The 17,021-nt window shown below is 65.4% G+C and carries 14 protein-coding genes and 1 pseudogene; 9 read left to right on the top strand and 6 right to left on the bottom strand.

The features are described from left to right. Positions 1-314 precede the first annotated feature (314 nt). On the top strand, positions 315-1,304 hold the full coding sequence (locus tag ACMGFE_RS13645; RefSeq protein WP_436925763.1) for a hypothetical protein: 990 nt from the start codon (positions 315-317) through the stop codon (positions 1,302-1,304). Between the two features lie 153 nt (positions 1,305-1,457). After that, complete coding sequence (locus ACMGFE_RS13640; RefSeq protein WP_436925762.1) at positions 1,458-2,465, top strand: DUF7972 family membrane protein; 1,008 nt, start codon at positions 1,458-1,460, stop codon at positions 2,463-2,465. 203 nt (positions 2,466-2,668) lie between these two features. Here the strand turns inward: ACMGFE_RS13640 and ACMGFE_RS13635 are convergent, their stop codons facing one another. After that, positions 2,669-3,409, bottom strand: coding sequence for an ATP-grasp domain-containing protein (locus tag ACMGFE_RS13635; RefSeq protein WP_436925761.1), 741 nt, complete (start codon positions 3,407-3,409; stop codon positions 2,669-2,671). A 312-nt stretch (positions 3,410-3,721) separates the two neighbouring features. On the opposite strand from ACMGFE_RS13635, the pseudogene ACMGFE_RS13630 reads away from it, so the two are divergent. Then, positions 3,722-3,865 (top strand): annotated as a pseudogene (locus ACMGFE_RS13630) (allantoinase); the annotation flags it as partial. A gap of 98 nt (positions 3,866-3,963) precedes the next feature. Further along, a complete protein-coding gene (locus ACMGFE_RS13625; RefSeq protein ID WP_436925760.1) occupies positions 3,964-4,362 on the top strand; it encodes a spore germination protein GerW family protein in 399 nt (132 codons plus the stop codon). 378 nt (positions 4,363-4,740) lie between these two features. Here the strand turns inward: ACMGFE_RS13625 and ACMGFE_RS13620 are convergent, their stop codons facing one another. From ACMGFE_RS13620 to ACMGFE_RS13600, 5 genes are all read right to left on the bottom strand, one after another. Beyond that, positions 4,741-5,805, bottom strand: a complete 1,065-nt coding sequence (locus ACMGFE_RS13620; RefSeq protein ID WP_436925759.1) for a quinone-dependent dihydroorotate dehydrogenase — start codon at positions 5,803-5,805, stop codon at positions 4,741-4,743. 491 nt (positions 5,806-6,296) lie between these two features. Next, on the bottom strand, positions 6,297-8,366 hold the full coding sequence (locus tag ACMGFE_RS13615) for a potassium channel family protein (RefSeq protein WP_436925758.1): 2,070 nt from the start codon (positions 8,364-8,366) through the stop codon (positions 6,297-6,299). A 217-nt stretch (positions 8,367-8,583) separates the two neighbouring features. Next, complete coding sequence (locus ACMGFE_RS13610) at positions 8,584-10,473, bottom strand: Gfo/Idh/MocA family protein (protein ID WP_436925757.1); 1,890 nt, start codon at positions 10,471-10,473, stop codon at positions 8,584-8,586. Further along, positions 10,466-12,178: a hypothetical protein gene (locus tag ACMGFE_RS13605; RefSeq protein WP_436925756.1), complete on the bottom strand. Its 1,713-nt coding sequence runs from the start codon at positions 12,176-12,178 to the stop codon at positions 10,466-10,468. The genes ACMGFE_RS13610 and ACMGFE_RS13605 overlap by 8 nt, the downstream gene beginning before the upstream one ends. Positions 12,179-12,333: 155 nt before the next feature. After that, complete coding sequence (locus ACMGFE_RS13600; RefSeq protein WP_436925755.1) at positions 12,334-13,005, bottom strand: hypothetical protein; 672 nt, start codon at positions 13,003-13,005, stop codon at positions 12,334-12,336. 220 nt (positions 13,006-13,225) lie between these two features. On the opposite strand from ACMGFE_RS13600, the gene ACMGFE_RS13595 reads away from it, so the two are divergent. From ACMGFE_RS13595 to ACMGFE_RS13575, 5 genes are all read left to right on the top strand, one after another. Continuing rightward, positions 13,226-13,639, top strand: coding sequence for a universal stress protein (locus ACMGFE_RS13595; protein ID WP_436925754.1), 414 nt, complete (start codon positions 13,226-13,228; stop codon positions 13,637-13,639). A 970-nt stretch (positions 13,640-14,609) separates the two neighbouring features. After that, positions 14,610-14,837, top strand: a complete 228-nt coding sequence (locus tag ACMGFE_RS13590; protein WP_436925753.1) for a hypothetical protein — start codon at positions 14,610-14,612, stop codon at positions 14,835-14,837. A gap of 283 nt (positions 14,838-15,120) precedes the next feature. Beyond that, complete coding sequence (locus tag ACMGFE_RS13585; protein ID WP_436925752.1) at positions 15,121-15,402, top strand: hypothetical protein; 282 nt, start codon at positions 15,121-15,123, stop codon at positions 15,400-15,402. A 140-nt stretch (positions 15,403-15,542) separates the two neighbouring features. Next, positions 15,543-15,866 (top strand): DUF5783 family protein, encoded by a 324-nt coding sequence (locus ACMGFE_RS13580; RefSeq protein ID WP_436925751.1) that lies wholly within the window; start codon positions 15,543-15,545, stop codon positions 15,864-15,866. A 109-nt stretch (positions 15,867-15,975) separates the two neighbouring features. After that, positions 15,976-16,896, top strand: coding sequence for a metal-dependent hydrolase (locus ACMGFE_RS13575; RefSeq protein WP_436925750.1), 921 nt, complete (start codon positions 15,976-15,978; stop codon positions 16,894-16,896). Positions 16,897-17,021: the final 125 nt, after the last annotated feature.

The raw sequence follows: 17,021 nt of genomic DNA, 5'->3' as shown, positions 1-17,021 counted from the left end.
GGGGAGGCCGGAGGCCGCGATGCCGCCGCTGTGCGCTCGACGATGCGGGAATCGGGACGATTCGCGTATTCGAGTATTCGCGCGTTCACGTATTCGCGTGTTCGGTCGCGATGGTCGTTTATCGGAGTGAACGTTCTCGGGAGCACATGGCAATCGAGCCTTCAGTAAGCGATACGAACAGTAGCGAAGAGTACGAGGTTGTCCGTGCCCGGGGGCAACAGATCCACGTCGGTCGTGGGGACGTATTCGAAAACAAACTGATCGACGTTTCGACGCGTCACAGCATTCGTCTACGCGTCACGGGCGCGGACTCGGTGGTCCGAAATATCGGTTTCCACGGACTCTACCGGGGCGATCAGTTCGCGATCTCGGTCGAAGCTGGCCAGGGTGACGTTCGCTTCGAAAACGTCTACATGGGCGACGGCGCGACCGGGGACGGCGCGAGTAGCGTTCACGGACCCGGCGCGGTCGTTCTGCACCACGACAACGAGGCGGACGTGACGTTCCGCCACTGCAACGTCCAGGGGTTCCCGAACAACGGGTTTCACTGTTCGAATACGGCCAGCGGTTCGGGCAGCGTTCACTTCGAGAGCTGTTTCGGGAAGAACAACGGCGTCGCGACGTTTCGCTGTGCGGGCGGCGACGACCTGATCGAAAACTGCGTCGCCTACACCGACACGACCGACTACGGTCACGACGACGATGACTACGTCGAAACCAACGGCCGCCCGGTCTGGGTCTGGAACGGCGGCCCCGTGACGATCAGGAACTCGCACTTCGGCGACGGCCCCTATCCCAACGCGATAGTCGCCGGTGCCAACGACGCACCGGGCCGGATCAATTTCGAGAGCGGTGGTTACCGCGGTCACATCCAGCGCGCGACCGGGTCGACCGTCGACGTCGGCCCCGACGTGTCGACCGAACCCGACCTCTCGATACCCGACGGCGTCCCGACCACGGCAGAGGCCGCCGCGTCGAGAGCCCCGAACCGGACCTCGATCTGCACGGACGGCGACGCCGACGACCGGTTCCCCCACGCAATCGTGTTCGACGGCAGCGGGGCGGACGAACCGAGTTCGTACGCCTTCGAGGCGACGGCAGCGGTCTCGGCGACCCGTCACGACGCACCGGTCAGCGGAGGTGACGTCGTCCGCAGGCAGCCCGTCCGTGGGACTGTGAGCGACGGGATCGACGCGTACTGGTTCGAGGGCGACATCGAGGCGCTCTCACTTCGAGGCGACGCGACCGTCGAGGTCCGGTACGACGGTCGCGAGGCGACGGGAGACGGTGGTTCGATTCAGTGATGAGAGGTTCCAGAACTGCAGTGGGCCGCCGTTCCCATCCGGGGCAATCCCCGAACGACAGCGACGACTCGGTACCGACGTGGCACACACCCACGGTCGAGCCGGAGCGTGGCGTCCAGCTTCCGGGCGATCCAGACAGATCCGTGATTTAGCATGTGTCCGGAGACGCAAGTCAATACGCACGACACGGTTCGCGAACGAGCGGACACACATCGGCTCGTTTCGTGGCTGCTGCTGTCCGGAAATCGGCTCGTCATCGCCGGGCTCATGGCAATCGCCTTCTTCCTCGTGTTCACGACCGGGGTCTTCATCATCCGTCCGTCGCTGTACCAGGTGGACGCGGAAGGAGACCTGGCCGAGCGGCTGTTCTCGACGATGATCATCGTCATCGTGACCGGGACGACCCTCGTCGTCACCTTCGGACAGCTCATCCTCACACAGGAGCACGGTCCGCTCGGCGACCAGTTCGAACGGCTGGACGGCGCGATGGCGTTTCGGGAACGGGCGTCGAAGCTGATCGACGGACCCTGTTCCACGAAACCGTCCATCTTTCTCACCGACATCCTCGAAGCCACGTCGGCCCGGGCCGAGGCGCTTCAGGAGTTCGACGACACTGGCAACGAGCAGCTGAACACGGATCTCCAGGACCTGTCCGATGGGACCGTTAAGAACGCGGGAGACGTGGTAACGCAGCTCGAAGACGCCGAATTCGGTACCTTCAGGGTCGTGTTCGCCGCCCTGAACTTCGATTACAGCTGGAAGATGTTCCAGGTCGAGCGCATCATCGACGAGTACGAAGACGACCTCACGACCGAGCACGTCGAAGGTCTCGAAGAACTGAAGGAGGCACTGATGCTGTACGGACCGGCGCGGGAGTACATCAAGACGGTGTACTTCCAGTGGTCGGTGATCGGCCTCTCCCAGGTGGTTCTCACGATGGCCGTGCCGGCGTTGATCCTCGCGGGGACGATGCTCGTCTCCCTGGACGGGAAGACCTTCCCGAACGAGACGATGGGCGTCGAGAACGTCATCCCCGTGACCGGGGCCTCGTTCGCGCTCTCGCTCCTCCCCTTCATGACCCTCATCTCGTACATCTTCCGCATCTTCACTGTCGCGAAACGAACGCTGGCGATCGACCCGCTCATCCCCCGCCAGTCGTAATTTCCCTCGCGTCGTAGCGCGAGGGATCCCCCGATGCTGATACGGCTGTCGCGAACGCATCGTGGAGCGGCACGTGCAACGAGTATCAGAACGAGGTGGACGAGCGCCCGGAGACGAACCGACCCAGCGGCACTCGACATGCTCTGCCTGGAGAAACCGTCAGGACGCTCGCTTCGAGATTTCAGCGGAAAGCAGGCGCCGGTTCACTCGTCTGGGAGGCGCGAAACGATCGACGCGGTGAGGGCCGATTCGAGTGCGGTATCCCGATATCCCGCCGCGAGGTTGACGTCGACGGCCCAAAACTGACCGTCGTCGTCTTCGACGAGATCGACGCCGACACCCCGGAGGTCGAACCGTTCGACGAGTTGCCGTAACGAGGAAGCGAGCGCTGGTCTGGTCTGTATCCCGCCGAGGAGTCGTTTCTGCCCGTACAACTTCGAGGTGACGCGCTTGCCCGCGACGCGCGTCTGTTCGCCGTCGTTGACGGCGTAGTACTTGAAATCCACCGGCTCCGTCGGGATCAGTTCTTGATAGAAATCCCCCTCACCGTTTAGTTCGGGGTCGTCGTCCCAGACGTTGAACCCTTTCGCGACGTACTCGCCGGGGGGTTTCTCGAAGGTGACGTCAGGGGTGAGAATCCCCGCCTCCGAGACTGCTCGAAGCCCGAGCAGCCGTGAACTGAGCGCGATCGTCGCCTGGAGGTTGTTCCAGAGCGGCGTTCCGACCTGTCGAGCGTGCCACAGCGACGGGAGCGCGACCGGGAGCGTCTTCTTGTTCACGATCAGTGATAGATCGGCCGCCTGGCGCGGTGAGAGTCCCGATCGGGGGTGGAAGTACCGAACCCGATACCCGGCGTCCCGGAGGCGCTCGGCGACCTCCGTGAACACCGGCTTGTTCGTTTTACACAGGAGACCGATCGTGTGGCTCTGTTCAGTGGTCGACATGTACGTTGTCCATCAGACGCCGATCCTCATAGACCACCCTCTGCACGAACGGAGCTACTCATATCACCTTCTCGATGAGCGAATTGCGTCGCGGAGAGTGAGGGTCATTCGAACGGTGTCGCACACCACAACGCCGCGTTGCTGCCGATACGAACCGGTGACCGTCGCCAGTTGGTGCCGGTCCGGGACTCGGTCTGCCGGTGTGTCCAGACGAACCTGAAGTTCCCGAACGGTGGAAATTCCGGGGAGATCGGTGTGCACGGGTTCGACGGCCACCCGGTGCTATACGTCCGCTCGTCCACGTTCACGTCGATGACATCCGATCTCGCCGTTCGAAACTGGACGGCCGTGACTCCCGTCGGTCGGACGCCGGACGCAGGTGTCGCCGTCGAGGACAGAACTATCGCGGCTATCGGAGGAACCGATCGGACGGATCGACCGAACGAGTCCGTCGACATCGTCGACCGTGACGTGGATTCGACCCGGGACGTGTCACACCACGGAGTCCGCCCGGAGTTGTCGACACGTGTGACGGACACCTCCCGGGGGCCGCTATGAATATCGCGGACGAATTCCAGTCGCTGAGCGAAGCGATCGAATCGGGAACGAACTCCGACCTGGTCTACAGTACGCCCATCGAGCACCACGACCGAACGGTCGTTCCGGTCGCACAGGTCGAGTATGGACTCGGCGGGGGCGGCGGGGGCGGCGGGGGCGGCGCGGATGGCGTCGGCGGCGGGGGCGGTACGAGCGGCGACGACGACGACACGGAAGGTGGTGGACTCGGTGGTGGGCTCTCGGCACGACCAGCGGGGGCCCTCGTCGTGTCCGACACGGGGACGAGATTCGTCCGGCCGATCGACCAGCGGCTATCGAGCGCGCTCGTGATCGCGGGACTCGTCTGTGGACTCGTCTTCAGTCGTCTCCTCAGAGAACTCGGAATCGGCCGGTGACGGGAACGTGAAACCCCGCGGGACAGCGTCTTCCGATACCGGCGACGTCGCGAGCACAGTCGCTGGCGGGTCCGGCCGGAAGCAGCCACGCGAGTAGCCGCTGGCTCGAGGACAGATGCGGGTCGTCCGAGAACGGTGTCTCCAACGCCGACCGGGGCGAACCGGGCCCCGGACTCGACTGATGGAGCGGACCGCCTGAACCACTGGTTCGCCCCGATCGGACTGCTCGATGCCGACTGTCTCGATGTCGACTGCCTCGATCACCTGCACAGTGCCGAGTAGTCCGGGACGGTCCGCGACGAATTGAAGACCGCGACGATACTCATCGGAACGGACTCGCGTCGAGTGACACACCGCTGGGATTCGCTGGTCAGCCGGTCACTCGAGGTCCGCGCCGATCGCGTCCTCGACCGTCTCGAAGCCGTCGCGTTCGAGCAACGTGACCAGTCCCCTGTTGATCTGGCGGGAGATAACGGGGCCTTCGTAGAGAAACCCGGTGTAGAGCTGGACGAGCGACGCGCCCGCCCTGATCTTCGCGTACGCACTGATCGCCGAGTCGACGCCGCCGACACCGATTATCGGCAGGTCGGTGTACTCGGCGAGCGTCCGGACGACGTCCGTCGACCGGTCCTCGATCGGTTTCCCGCTCAGTCCGCCCCACTCGTACCGCCGCGGTGACGCGAGATCAGGCCGCTCGCTGGCCGTGTTCGTCGCGATGATGCCGTCCAGTCCACACTCCTCGCCGACGTCGACGACCTCGCGGAGCGCATCTTCGGTCGTGTCCGGGTCGACCTTCACGAGGACCGGCGTCGTCTCGTCGTCCTCGGCTTCGAGCGTCTCGAAGATCCCCCGCAGGTGCTCCGGAGATTGCTGGTCGAACTCCTCGGCCGTGTTCGGACAGGAGACGTTGACCACGACGTAGTCGGCGTACGGGGAGAGGCGGTCGACCACGCGACGGTAGTCCACGAGCGCCTCGGCTTCGCCTGACGGGTTCATCTTCCCGACGTTGAGACCGATCGGAACGTCGGGCGTACCGTGCGCGTCGAGGCGTTCCCGCACGCGGTCTGCGCCCTGACTGCTGATCCCAACGCGGTTGATCACCCCCCTGTCCGCCGGGAGCCGGTAGAATCGCGGCCGCGGGTTGCCGTTCTGGGGGTCCGGTGTAACGGTCCCGATCTCGACCGACCCGAACCCCAGGGCAGCGAGCCCGTGGATCGCCACCGCGTTCTTGTCGAAGCCCGCCGCGATGCCCACTGGGCTCGGGAACGTCGCGTCGAACCGATCGACCGCGAGCGCGGGGTCGCGATGCTGGTAGCGGTACCGAAGCGCCGCTCGCGTCGGCCGCGTCGATCCCAGTGCCTGTAGTCCCCGTCTGCGGATCGAGTGCACTGTCTCGCCGGGGAGAGCGGACGAAAGCGGATTTCCATCGAGTTCTCGTAACACACCAGATCTGCGTTCTCCAGAGAACCTGAAGTACCCAGGCAGGCCGTCAGATAGGGGTTTCTCCGGACGGTTCGTGCAGCGGGATTCTCTCGCCGAATCGAGGTAGCACGTGGTTTATGATAGAGCGGCCACGATTACAAGATGGCGGCAACCTGAGAAGCCGAACCAGGGCGGCCAGAATACAGTTCCGCCGCGAGCCGGCGTGTCTAGTAAGGTGAAGGCGCACAACAAAAGAAAAGTGCTCCCTGGACGGATACCCGGGTTCGAATCCCGGCGTCGGCTCTTCTCCCCGGAATCGAGAATCACTCGCCGAACAGTTTAGCTTCGCAGCGAATCGTATTTTCGTCGTCGTGACAGTACCGTACGCGGAGTATTGTCGATCTGCCCGTGTAGACGCTCGCCGTTGCCGTCGGCATCGAACGCTGTCTCTGACCGAACACGTCCTGCGAGTGAAAAAGTACGGGACACCGACACAGGCCTGCAAGCTGTGTCTAGAGTTCGCTTCGCTTGACGAGGACGTAGATGAACAGCCCGCCCAGGACCACGCTGGCGTACGCCTCGACGCTGACCAGCACGAGTCCCAGTCGCCCCTGGGCGACGATGTCGCCGTACCCGATCGTGAGGAAGGTGATGTAGCTGAAATAGACGATAGACAGGAACGTCTCGATCCCGCCCACCGTCACCAGCTCGGCGACGGAGTGGATCTGACCCGCCTCGGTCCGGAAGGCTGGCCCGCCGAACGTGTACAGGAGCGCCGGGGCGATCGGGAAGAACGCGAACATCGCGGCGATCCTGTACAGCCGCATCCCGTGGCCGCAGGTGAGCCCGAGAAAGAGGTTCTCGCCGACACGCTGGCCGTTTCGAATCCGCGTCGACACGGACTCTTCGGGGTCGGACGCGATGTCCTGGTAGCTCTTGCGGGCGTACTGCTGGCGCTTGAACCGGAACTTCCCCGAGGCTTCGACGTTCCCCATCTCAGAGGCGCTGATCTTGGCCCGCTGGTAGGTCTTCTCGATCGCCTGGGGCGTCGTCTCGACGGCGTACTCGTGGTCGAGCCCGTCGTCGTCGAAGTCGTGGAGCCGCCAGTCCGACCGGGTGAGATAGTGGGCGTGTGCCATGAAGTCGAAGCCCTCGAACTTGGTCTCGCAAAAGCGGAGGTACCTGAACAGGTCTCGGTCCTCGGTGCCCTCGACCCGGAAGACGATATCGCCGATCGTCGCTTTCGTCAGGTCGTACCTGACCCAGCTGTGTTCTGGCTGGACGACCGCTCCGGCCGCGAGGTGGGCCTCGGTGAAGTCCACGACGGTATCGACCCCGATCCGACCGACCTTCATCTCGATGTGTTTCAGGAACTCGCTTTCGATGAAGCACGCGTCTCCCTCGAACCGGACGTCACAGAAGCTCGCAGCGGTACACGAGACGTGGTGGAAGTTCGCGTCACCGCCGAAGACCACCTCGTCGAATGTCACGCTGGCGCTGTCGTGATCGGTGGACCCGCCGAACTCGACACCGGGGTAGCTCGCCACCGCCGCGAAGGTCACGCCCTCGAAGGCCGCCCGGGCGTCGAACGTGGCCTCGTCGAAGCGGGCCTCACCGGCGAACTCCGCGGCGTCGAACCGCACGTTCTCCCGAAACGTGACGTCACGGAAGCACGCATCGGCGTCGAACGTAACTTCCTCGAAGGTCGCGACGCCGACCTGCCCCGACTCGAAACTGACCGGTCGCCCGAAGTGAACCCCGGAGAAGTCGGCGTCCTCGTGCAGCATCGTCCCGCCTCCGTCGAACGTGACGCCGCGGAACAGCGTCTCGCCGTCGAACGTGGCCTCCGAGAAGGAGACGTCGTCCTCGAACGTCGACCCGTCGAAGTCGGCCGCCGATTCGAAGGTCGCCCGGTCGAACCTGACCGGCGCGGTCGTCGTCGCTTCCTCGAAGTGAGCGCCATCGGTAAACAGCGTCTCCTCGAAGCTGGTGGCCTCGAACTGCGTGTAGTCGAACCGGGCGAGGTCCTCGAACGTGGCCCCCTCGAAGGTGGTGTAGTCGTCGATGTCGATCGACCGACCGTGGAACTCCGTCCCGAGGAAGGTCGCCTCGTCGGCGAACGTCACGTCGTCGAAGGCGGCTGCGTCGGCGAAGGTTGCCTGGTCGAACCTGACGGCGGCTTCGAACGTCGCGCCGGTGAACACCACGTCGTCGCCGGTGAACGTCCCGCCGTAACAGTCGACCTCCCCTTCGAACGTCGCTCGTCGACAGAGCAGGCCGTCGCTGAAACTCCCGGCGTCGGCTCGAAACGCACCGAGTCTCGCGTCTCGCAGGTCGACGGCCTCCTCGAACCTGGCGTAACTCGCCACGAAGTCGCCGCGGATGCGCGTGTGGCGCAGATCGAGCAGGTGCTGGTCGTCGTGGTCGAAGTCGATGTGGTCGAAGTCGAGGCCCGGGAGCGTCGCACCGACGAACGCCCGTCGGTCGGGGTCGCCGCTGTCGAGCGCCGCCGTGAACCGCCGCTCTACGTCACGCTCCGAGAGCCCGACCTCCTCCCGCTCGGCGGCCGAGTGGTGAAACACACACTCCTCTCGCCCCTCCACGGCGTCGTGCGGACAGTGCCAGGGCTCTTCCAGCGAGGACGTCGAAATATCCGTGTGGACGTATGCGCACGAACCGTCCGTGACCGCGTCGGTCACTCGGTCACCGTCCGTCGCAGGCCGCCAGTACTGGCTGTGCGTGACGTCGATGCGACCCGGAAGGGGAAGGGGGTGCGAGCAGTCAGTGGGACGCGTCGGTTCATGGCGTCCCCCGTTCGACCAGTTCCGCGATCAGCGCCACGTCCTTCGCCGCGTCGACGAAGGGGGTCTGGGTCGGTTTCCCGGTCCGGATCGCTTCGAGGAACGACCCGAGCGCCCGTTCGACCGGTCGTTCACTCGCTGGAACGTGCCTGCGCGTCACGACCTCGTCCGTCCCCGCTTTGATCGTCACCGTGGACGGCGAGTGGTTCCGGTACGGATCCGAGCAATCGAGGCGAACGACGCTGTCGGCCGTGTCCACGCGGACGTACTCCTCGGACCACTCCCCGTCTCTCCGACCCGACGTGAGGTGACACTCGGTGCCTCCCTCGTAGCCGAGGTCCGCCGTCAAGAACTCCCCGGGACCGTCGAGGGAGACGTACGGGATCTCGGTCACGTCGCCATAGAGACCTCTGAGCACGTTCACGTCGTGGCAGAGCCGTTCCAGGTGGGACAGGTACTCGTCCGCGATCCAGTCCGTGTCGGTCTCGAGCGCCTCTTTCGCCTGCCTGGTCCGGATCTGGTCGGCATCGGCAGCGACCGCCTCCGGAACGGTCCCTGAAGCTGGGTCGGAAACGGATCGTGCGGTTCGTGGATCGACGGGAGTCACGTCGTACGCATCGACGTAGCGGACAGGTGCCCTCCGTTCGAGCGCCGACTCGAACTGCCGGTACGCTGGGCCGTACCGTCTCGGATATCCGACCATCGCCGGGACCGTGGATTGGTCCACCAGCGTGAGGAGGTTCGACGCGTCGTCGGGTCTGAGAGCCAGCGGCGCCTCCACGAACGTCGCCAGTCCAGCGTCCAGCGCCTGGGTCGCCAGATCCGCGTGCGTGTGCGGTGGGGTACAGATCACGACGCCGTCGAGGTCGGCCCGGTGTTCCGCGATCAGCGTCGCACCCCGTCGATACCGGTGAGCGATCCCGTACCGATCGCCGATGTGGTCGACACGTTCGCGTGAGAGGGCGGTGACCGCCGTGATAGTCGTGTCCGGGAGCGACGAGAGATGGGGGAGGTGCGACGTCTCTGCGGTCTCACCACACCCGATCACGCCCAGCGTGACATCGGGCGTCCCGAACTGGCCGGTGCGTCCCGGCCGGTCGGACGGGGCCCCGAACCGGGCGGCGTCCAGTCCCCCGCCAGCGTACTCGTAGACGCCGTCGTCACCGTCGCTGTCGTCAGCGGCGTCGCCGCTCTCGCTTTCGTCGTCGCTCTCGCTTTCGTCGTCGCTCTCGCTACCGTCACCGCCGCCGTCCGTGCCGCCCTCGTCGTCGCTGTCGTCGTCATCGTCGCTGTCGTCGTCATCGTCGCTGTCGTCGCCTTCACCGCTGTCCGAGTGGACGTCGTCGTCGTCCTCGCTGCCTTCGTCACTGCCTTCGTTGCTGTCGTCATCGTCGCTATCGTCGTCATCGTCGCTGTCACCGTCCTCGTCGTCGTCCTGGATGTCGTGAACGTCGTGAACGTCGTGGACGTCGTGACCGTCGTCGGATTCCTCACTGTCCTCCTGCATGTCGTGGACGTCGTGGACGTCGTGGTCGTTGTCGCCGACGGCGTCGAGTTCCGACACGTCGCGGTCTGGGTCGCTCGTCGAGGACGACCTGTCGCCCGTCGCTGGCGTGACTGCGTTCCATGCGGTCGGCAGCGTCTCCCGTCTCGACCGGTTGTGCACTCGTCCCGGCGTGAGGGTGTCGGCCACGGAGTGGCGCTGCGTTCCCATCCACGACGGGCGGCCCACAGCGCCAGAGAAGGACGGAGCGGGGACGTTCGAGAGACGCGTCCCCGATACCGGTTGGTTCCACGGTGCCGCGTGGGAGCCACGCCGGGTCCGCGGGCCGTCGTCGTGACGCACCCCCTCGACGGCGACGGACCGGAGCGCGTACGGGTCACTCATCCGTGAGGACCTCGATCTCCCCATCGAGCGAGGCGCGTTCCAGTTCCATCTCCTCGTACTCTTCCTGTAGATCAGAGAGTTCGTCGACCTGTTCGTCGACTCGCGCTCGAAGGCCGTCGACGAGGTCGAACGCTTCCAGACAGGCGTTCCCTTCGTCGAGTTTCTCCCGTAATCTGTCGATGTTGGCTTCGTGGCTACCGATTTCGATCTCCAGCGTCGACATCGCAGCGTCCGCCTCGTCGCGCTCCGCTTTCGCCTCGGCCAGTTCCGCACGTTCCTCCGCGAGGTCTGCCTGGAGGTCCTCGACGGTCTCCTGGCGGTCCTCGAGACGGCCCGTCGCCTCCGCAATGGTTTCAGACCGGAACGAGCGGAGGCGGACCGCCTCGTCCCGAAGGTCGTCCAGTTCCTCGATACCAGCGATCACCTCGTCGCGTTCCTGCTCCGCCGCACCGAGTCGCCGTTCGGTCTGGTGAAGTTCGCTCTCGATCGCTTCCACTTCGTTCTCGTTGCGGTCCGAACCGACGTTCCGGTTGCACGTCGGGCAGGTTCCCCCACCGACGATCGAGTTGAGCCTGTCGCGCTCCTCCGCCAGTTTGGATTTGCGCGCCGAGAGACTCGCGACGCGTTCTCTGATACGCTCGACCGACGCCTGCAGCTCGCTCTTGCGCTCCGGGATCCGTTCGTCGACAACTGCTCCGAGCGTCTCCCGAGAGAGTTCGACGTCGAACGGCTCGAATCGCGTCGCGAGGGCCGCCAGGTCGTCCGCGAACGAGGACCGGGCGGCGTCCAGTTCCTCGCGAGCGTCGGCGGCCTTCGATTCGGCCTCGTCGATCCGGTCGCCGAGCCGGTCGATCACCGCCTGGATCTCGTCGATATCGTCACGAGCGTCCGCAGCCCTCTTGTTCTCGGCTTTCAGCCGGTCGGTCTTCGTCTCCACCTTCTCCGCTCGCACGTCTCGTTGCTCCGCGAGCGCATCGAGGTGGGACGCGACGGCACCACGAGTCTCGGTGTCTACCGACTCCGGGACCTGGTCGTCGGGCAGGAACGCTTCCACTGCCGCGTCCCGCTCCGTGACCGCCGCCGCGACGTCTTCGTCCATCGCGTCGATCCTGGCCAGCATGTCGCAAATTTCGGCGCCGAGTTCCGACAGCTCGGCATCGATCCTGTCGCGCGCGTCGGCCAATTCTGTACGTTCGTCCGTCATACGCTGTCTGTGTTCTTCATCTTGTTCGGGGTCGTCTCTCGGTTCGTCGACCGGCGCCTGCTCGGTCGCGGTCTGTGCAGTCTGCTCCGTCTTCTGTCCCGAGCGCTGTCGAAAACTCCGCAGTGCGGCAGTCTCGACCGCGTTCTGTGCAGTCGGGAGTGACCGTCCGGCCTGCTCGTCCACGGAGCGGTCGACGTGGTCAAGATCGGTCTCGACGACGGCTACATCTGCATCGTTCGCCAGCTGCGTCGCCTGCTCCGCCGTGATGGCGCCGTCTTCGACGACGACTTCGATCCACGCGACTGCCTCCGCGAGGTCGTACTCGTCGAGAACGTCGCGGACGCGTGCGATGCCGTCGCCACGACCGAACGTGACGTTCGACGCTCCGAATGGTCGTCTCTCGGGTTCGGCTGCCGTCCCGTGCGCCTGCTCGAAGTCGTCACACCGGACCGCGGACTCGCACTGACGCCTCCCGAGATGAACGATTCTGGTTTTGACCACGGTAAGGATCGAAGTCCACACTCTCATGAAGGACAGTTTAGCCGAATAGATGGAGTCCCGCGATTCGACGGTTCGAGTATCTCGGGCTGGCGAACCGCTTCCAGTGCTTCCGACCACCGCGAGCACCACCTCCACGACGACCGACGCCAGAATCGTCAGCTATCGTCCAGTCGGCCACCGTCCAGGTCGACCCCCAGAAGCGCTCTGAAGTGAGTCTCCAGTTCGCTCTTGAGTTCGGGGACCTCGTCCCCGGTCACGTCTCGCCAGTCCGCCAGGCAGCTCTCGACGTCTGTTCGCTGTTCGGGGCGGTCACCGTGAGAGGTGCCCACACGGAATCCGTCGAAGACGCCGTTCATCGCGTCCTGGACACTCTCTACGGCCTCGCACGTCTCGGGTGGGAAGTAGATCTTGTTCTCCACGTAGTACGTCGCGAAGTCGTCGCCGGACTCCGTCGCCGCCTCGAGCAGTTGGTCGGTCGAGGGGTCACTCGACGTTCCCGTCTTCAGCGCCCGCATGTCTCGTTCGAACTGGACGAATCGCTGGTACAGCTCGATAATTATACTCGCTCGTTCCTCGTGGAGTCGCGAAGACACGACGCCGTGGGCTTGCACTTCGGCCTCGTGCCGGGCGACCTCCTTGTCGAAGAACTGCTCGATTCCCCGTTCGACGGCCGCTGAGGACCGTTCGATCCCGTGCTCGACGACCTCGGAGGACCGTTCGATTCCCTGTTCGGCGAGTCGGGAAAACCGCTGAATACCGTACCGCACGAGCAATCCAGCAGCGGCGGTACCGGTCGCGAAGATGCCAACGTCTTGCAGTGCTTCCATTACCATCGGTTGAGGGTGCAACGCTACTCACACGGAAATATCACCGCGGCGTTCGAATCGGCAGCGTCCGCATTCGAAGGTCGGCTTCTCCGCTCGTACAGCTGAGACTCAGACGCGATCGACACGCCAGAACGGTCGAACGGATCCGACGGAGTGCATATACTAGATCCCCATTTAACTACCAGATTCCTTCATGTGCGAACAGTTGCAACCGCTTCGCATGGAGATTCTGGTCCCCATCAACAGTCAAGAATCGGCTCGCGAGACGGTCAAACACGCGGTTCGCGAGTTCCCAGGTGCGTCGATCACGGCGTTGCACGTGTTACAACTGAACGGCACGTACGGAATCGGCAGAATGTACGTCCACGAACCGGTGATGGTAACCGAACAGAAGCACGTCGAGGAATTGTTCGAGACGGCGACCGAAACCGCGGACGCCCACGGCGGTTCGATCACCACGATGACCGCGATCGGTTGCCCGGTTCGGGAGATCGTCGCGCACATCGAGTCGTCTGACACCGATCACGTCGTCATCGGTCGCTGTGGCCGGTCCGGCTTGCTTCGGCTCCTCTACCAGAACGTGACACACGGCGTCGTCTATCGGTCTCCTGTGCCGGTCACTGTCGTCAAGTGATCCCTCGCGTGAGCACCAGGAAGTTCTCGACGGCGCAACGGCGTGCCGTCGGCGCAGCCGCGTGTCGACGGCGCAGCGGGGTACGCAGTCGAGCGCACGTCGAGAACGGTGGTGGCAACCCAGCGTATCGGTATTCGTATCGCGACATGTGGTGTATGTCCTCTGGGAGATGGTCGGCAGGTAGACCGTAGATCGGTCGTCAGAGCGCCATACGTTCGACTCAGCAGGCAATCCCGACGGCCGTACTCCCGGACGCAATGGCACGTTCGGCCGGAAAGCGGGACACACGCCAGCCGTCTCGCTACGGATCGAGTCGGAGACGACGGGTAGCCGGGAACGCGTCGGGCCGGCTGGGCCGAGAGCGGGAGCGTCGGCAGGCGGACTTCGCCAGCCTGGATGGAGTTCGTGACCGCGGATCCGGACCGTGCGCGGCCGATTTCGACGCCCCTCCGCGAGGTCGCAGTCGGCGAGGAAGCCGTCGTGCGGAGGTGATCGAGCGCGTCGCGCACCGGGGTCGAACTGCCCGGAACCACAGGGAGATGGACAGTCACCGATATTCACCCGATATCGAGTCCACCCGCGGGCGGCCGCGCGCGAGCGGACCTCGAAGTTCGGTCGCCATCGTGGTACGGAACCGGAGACGGAGTCGGTCACGGTCGGCGGTCCGCTCCGCGGCGTCGGGTTAGGCGCCCGTCACCGCCTACTCGACAGTGACGTAGTCGCTGGCCGAGAGCACCCCGACACCGCGCCAGGTCGTGGTCACACGTGACGGGCGCCGACTGAAGTCATCGCGCCTCCGGTGAAAACGCGCAGATCGAACTCTCGCGTGACCGACCCCCGCTCACCCCCGACGTGGCCGGTGTCGGTCCGTGCTATCGGACGTGGGGGCGCCGACCCACAGAACGGAACCGGCGTTCGCCCGGTGAGCAGGCCGTGGCAACTATGGGGGTCGGCCGCGAGTGATCCGACGATGGCAATCGAGGAACGGGAAGCCTTCGACCTGGCGCTGGTCGCGACAGCGCTAGTGCTCGTCGTCGGCTCCTCGATCGACGCGTCGAACCCCGTCTCGGTGGTCGGTTCGGTCGTCGGCGCCGTCACGTCCGTCGATCCGATCGCCTACCTCGTCGTCGTCGGCGTCGGCGGCGTGTTGTTCACGGCCTACGCGATGCTGTACCTCCCGGCCCAGACCCGTCACTGACTGGCCGATCCGCACGACGTCGTACTGTTCTGACGCGACGAGACAGCTGACCAGCGCCGGTTGTCGAGCGCGAACCGGCGGATATCGAACGCTCGGCGATTCTACGCCGCCGCTGTCGACGTTCCGGCGGACCCCCGTTCCCGCTCCGTAAACCGCATTTGGATATACGAAATCGGACCCGAGGAGCGAATCGCGGGCCTCGCCGTCGGGATCGGTGGGCCGGATCGTCGGGCGCGCGGCGGGTGGCAAATATTTAAGCGAGAGGAGCCAACGGGAGAGAACGATGCACACCGGAGCGACGGACGCACTGACCGACGACGGGAAGCTACTGTTCGGGGCGGGGTTCGTCTTCGGGGTGATGGCGTCGCTGGTGCTGCTGGGCGTCGTGATCGCGGTCGTCGCGTCGAACGGGCAGTCGATCCCGGTGACGGTCGCGGCGACGGTCGCCGCGGGCGTCGTCTTCGCGGGAATCGTCGGCGGCGCGCTCTATCTGCTCGCCTTCCCGGAGAATCGGATGCGGATCCCGGTCGACGCGTCCGACTTCGGGCTCGACGACGAGGACTGAACCGCACCTGAGAGCCACCTGCCGGTGGACGCGCTCGACGGAAAGACGCGCAGATCGACCGACTGGCGCGCTCGGCGGGAGCGGGCCGCGCCGGCCCGAGACGGACGACTTTTTGTCCGTGGTCGTCGTCGGTTCGGACAATGGCCGAATTCGATCCGGAGCAGTTCGAGGACAAGTACGCGAACTACTTCACGGAACTCCAGCGCGCCTACAAGCAGGCCTTCGAGACGATGAACGACCGCTACGACTCGGAGCTGATCCACGCCATCGATCAGCAGATCCTCGCCGAGAGCGAGCCCTTCTACGAGGGCGACGGCGAGTTTCGGATCGAGCTACCCGACGATCCCACCGACCGCCTCTCGGGCGTGCTCGCCGCCGACGACGAGAAGGTCGAGACCATCCTCGACCGCTACGTCGAGGAGATCGAGGCGGAGATTCGCTCGGTGTTCGGGCTGACCGACTGAGCGCTGCCGTTCGTCCGCGAGGGCTGGGCCGTCCACCGCCCCCGCCCGAGAAGAGTGTGCGAGAGTTTGGCGCGAGACACTTATCATCGCGCGCGGCGAAACGCGAGTGATGTTCGTCGGCCACGCCTGCCTCGCCTTCGCGGTCGCCGCCCTCGGTGCTCACCGGCTCGGGTGGTCGCGAGCGACTGCGCTCCGCGTCGCGGTGCTGGCCGGTCTCTTCGCCACGCTCCCGGACGTCGACGTCATCTACGGCCTCGCCGGACTCCTCGCGCCGTCGGCCGGCGCCGGTCCCATCCCCGTCGAATCCTTCTGGGACGCCGGCAACCGGGTCCACCGCGGCGTCACCCACGCGCTCCCCGTCGCGGCGGTGACCACCCTCGCCGTCTCCCTCGCCGCCCGCTCGGGGATTCGCTCCCGAGCCGCTGGCGGGGGATTGCTCCTCGCGCTGATCCCCGCCGTGACCGTGCTGAGCGGACTCCTGGCCGGCGCAGTTACCGCGCTGTTCGTCCTCGGCGCCGCCGCGCTGGTCGTCGCCGCGGGTCGTCGCGGCGTGTCCCCCCGGTCCGTCGGCGTCGCCGCGCTCGTCGGCCTGGTCACCCACCCTTTCGGCGACCTGCTCACCGGCGAACCGCCGGCGCTCCTGTACCCCTTCGACCTGACGGTTATCGCCGAGCGCGTCGTCCTCTCTGCTGACCCGACGCTCCACCTGCTGGGCGCCTTCGGGGTCGAACTCGCGACCGTCTGGCTGGCGCTGGCCGCCTACTTCCGCATCTCCGGCGAGCGCCCGCACGCCCACGTCGACCGCCGCGCGGTGCTCGGCGTGGCCTACGCCGGCGCCGCCCTGGCGCTCCCCGCGCCGACGCTCGACGTCTCGTATCACTTCGTCTTCAGCGTCCTCGCGGTCGGCGTCGTCGGCGTCTCACCGCCTTCCCTGGAGCGGTTCCGGTCGTGGCGGGCCGTGGTGACCGCGCTTTCGGCCATCAGCCTCGCTACCGTCGCCTACGCGATGGTCTACCTCTTCGTCGGATGAGGCGGCTCTCGCAAGTGAGTCGTCGGGACCGTCACTGACAGCGCGCGCGGCGGTGGATCTGTCGGGTCTGGCTCCGATCCACCCCGGGACTGGTTTCACTATTCTGCAAAACTTAAAACGTCTCC

This window comes from Halosimplex amylolyticum (assembly GCF_051414035.1).
Lineage (GTDB): Archaea > Halobacteriota > Halobacteria > Halobacteriales > Haloarculaceae > Halosimplex > Halosimplex amylolyticum.
Note: the sequence above shows the minus strand (reverse complement) of the source record. Positions and strands in the feature narration are given on the sequence as shown.

Bases quoted from the DNA above. Each gene is read 5' to 3' on its own strand.
- ACMGFE_RS13640 (WP_436925762.1), top strand. From the start codon at position 1,458: ATGTGTCCGGAGACGCAAGTCAATACGCACGACACGGTTCGCGAACGA.
- ACMGFE_RS13635 (WP_436925761.1), bottom strand. From the start codon at position 3,409: ATGTCGACCACTGAACAGAGCCACACGATCGGTCTCCTGTGTAAAACG.
- ACMGFE_RS13625 (WP_436925760.1), top strand. From the start codon at position 3,964: ATGAATATCGCGGACGAATTCCAGTCGCTGAGCGAAGCGATCGAATCG.
- ACMGFE_RS13610 (WP_436925757.1), bottom strand. From the start codon at position 10,473: ATGAGTGACCCGTACGCGCTCCGGTCCGTCGCCGTCGAGGGGGTGCGT.
- ACMGFE_RS13600 (WP_436925755.1), bottom strand. From the start codon at position 13,005: ATGGAAGCACTGCAAGACGTTGGCATCTTCGCGACCGGTACCGCCGCT.
- ACMGFE_RS13595 (WP_436925754.1), top strand. From the start codon at position 13,226: ATGGAGATTCTGGTCCCCATCAACAGTCAAGAATCGGCTCGCGAGACG.
- ACMGFE_RS13590 (WP_436925753.1), top strand. From the start codon at position 14,610: ATGGCAATCGAGGAACGGGAAGCCTTCGACCTGGCGCTGGTCGCGACA.
- ACMGFE_RS13585 (WP_436925752.1), top strand. From the start codon at position 15,121: ATGCACACCGGAGCGACGGACGCACTGACCGACGACGGGAAGCTACTG.
- ACMGFE_RS13580 (WP_436925751.1), top strand. From the start codon at position 15,543: ATGGCCGAATTCGATCCGGAGCAGTTCGAGGACAAGTACGCGAACTAC.
- ACMGFE_RS13575 (WP_436925750.1), top strand. From the start codon at position 15,976: ATGTTCGTCGGCCACGCCTGCCTCGCCTTCGCGGTCGCCGCCCTCGGT.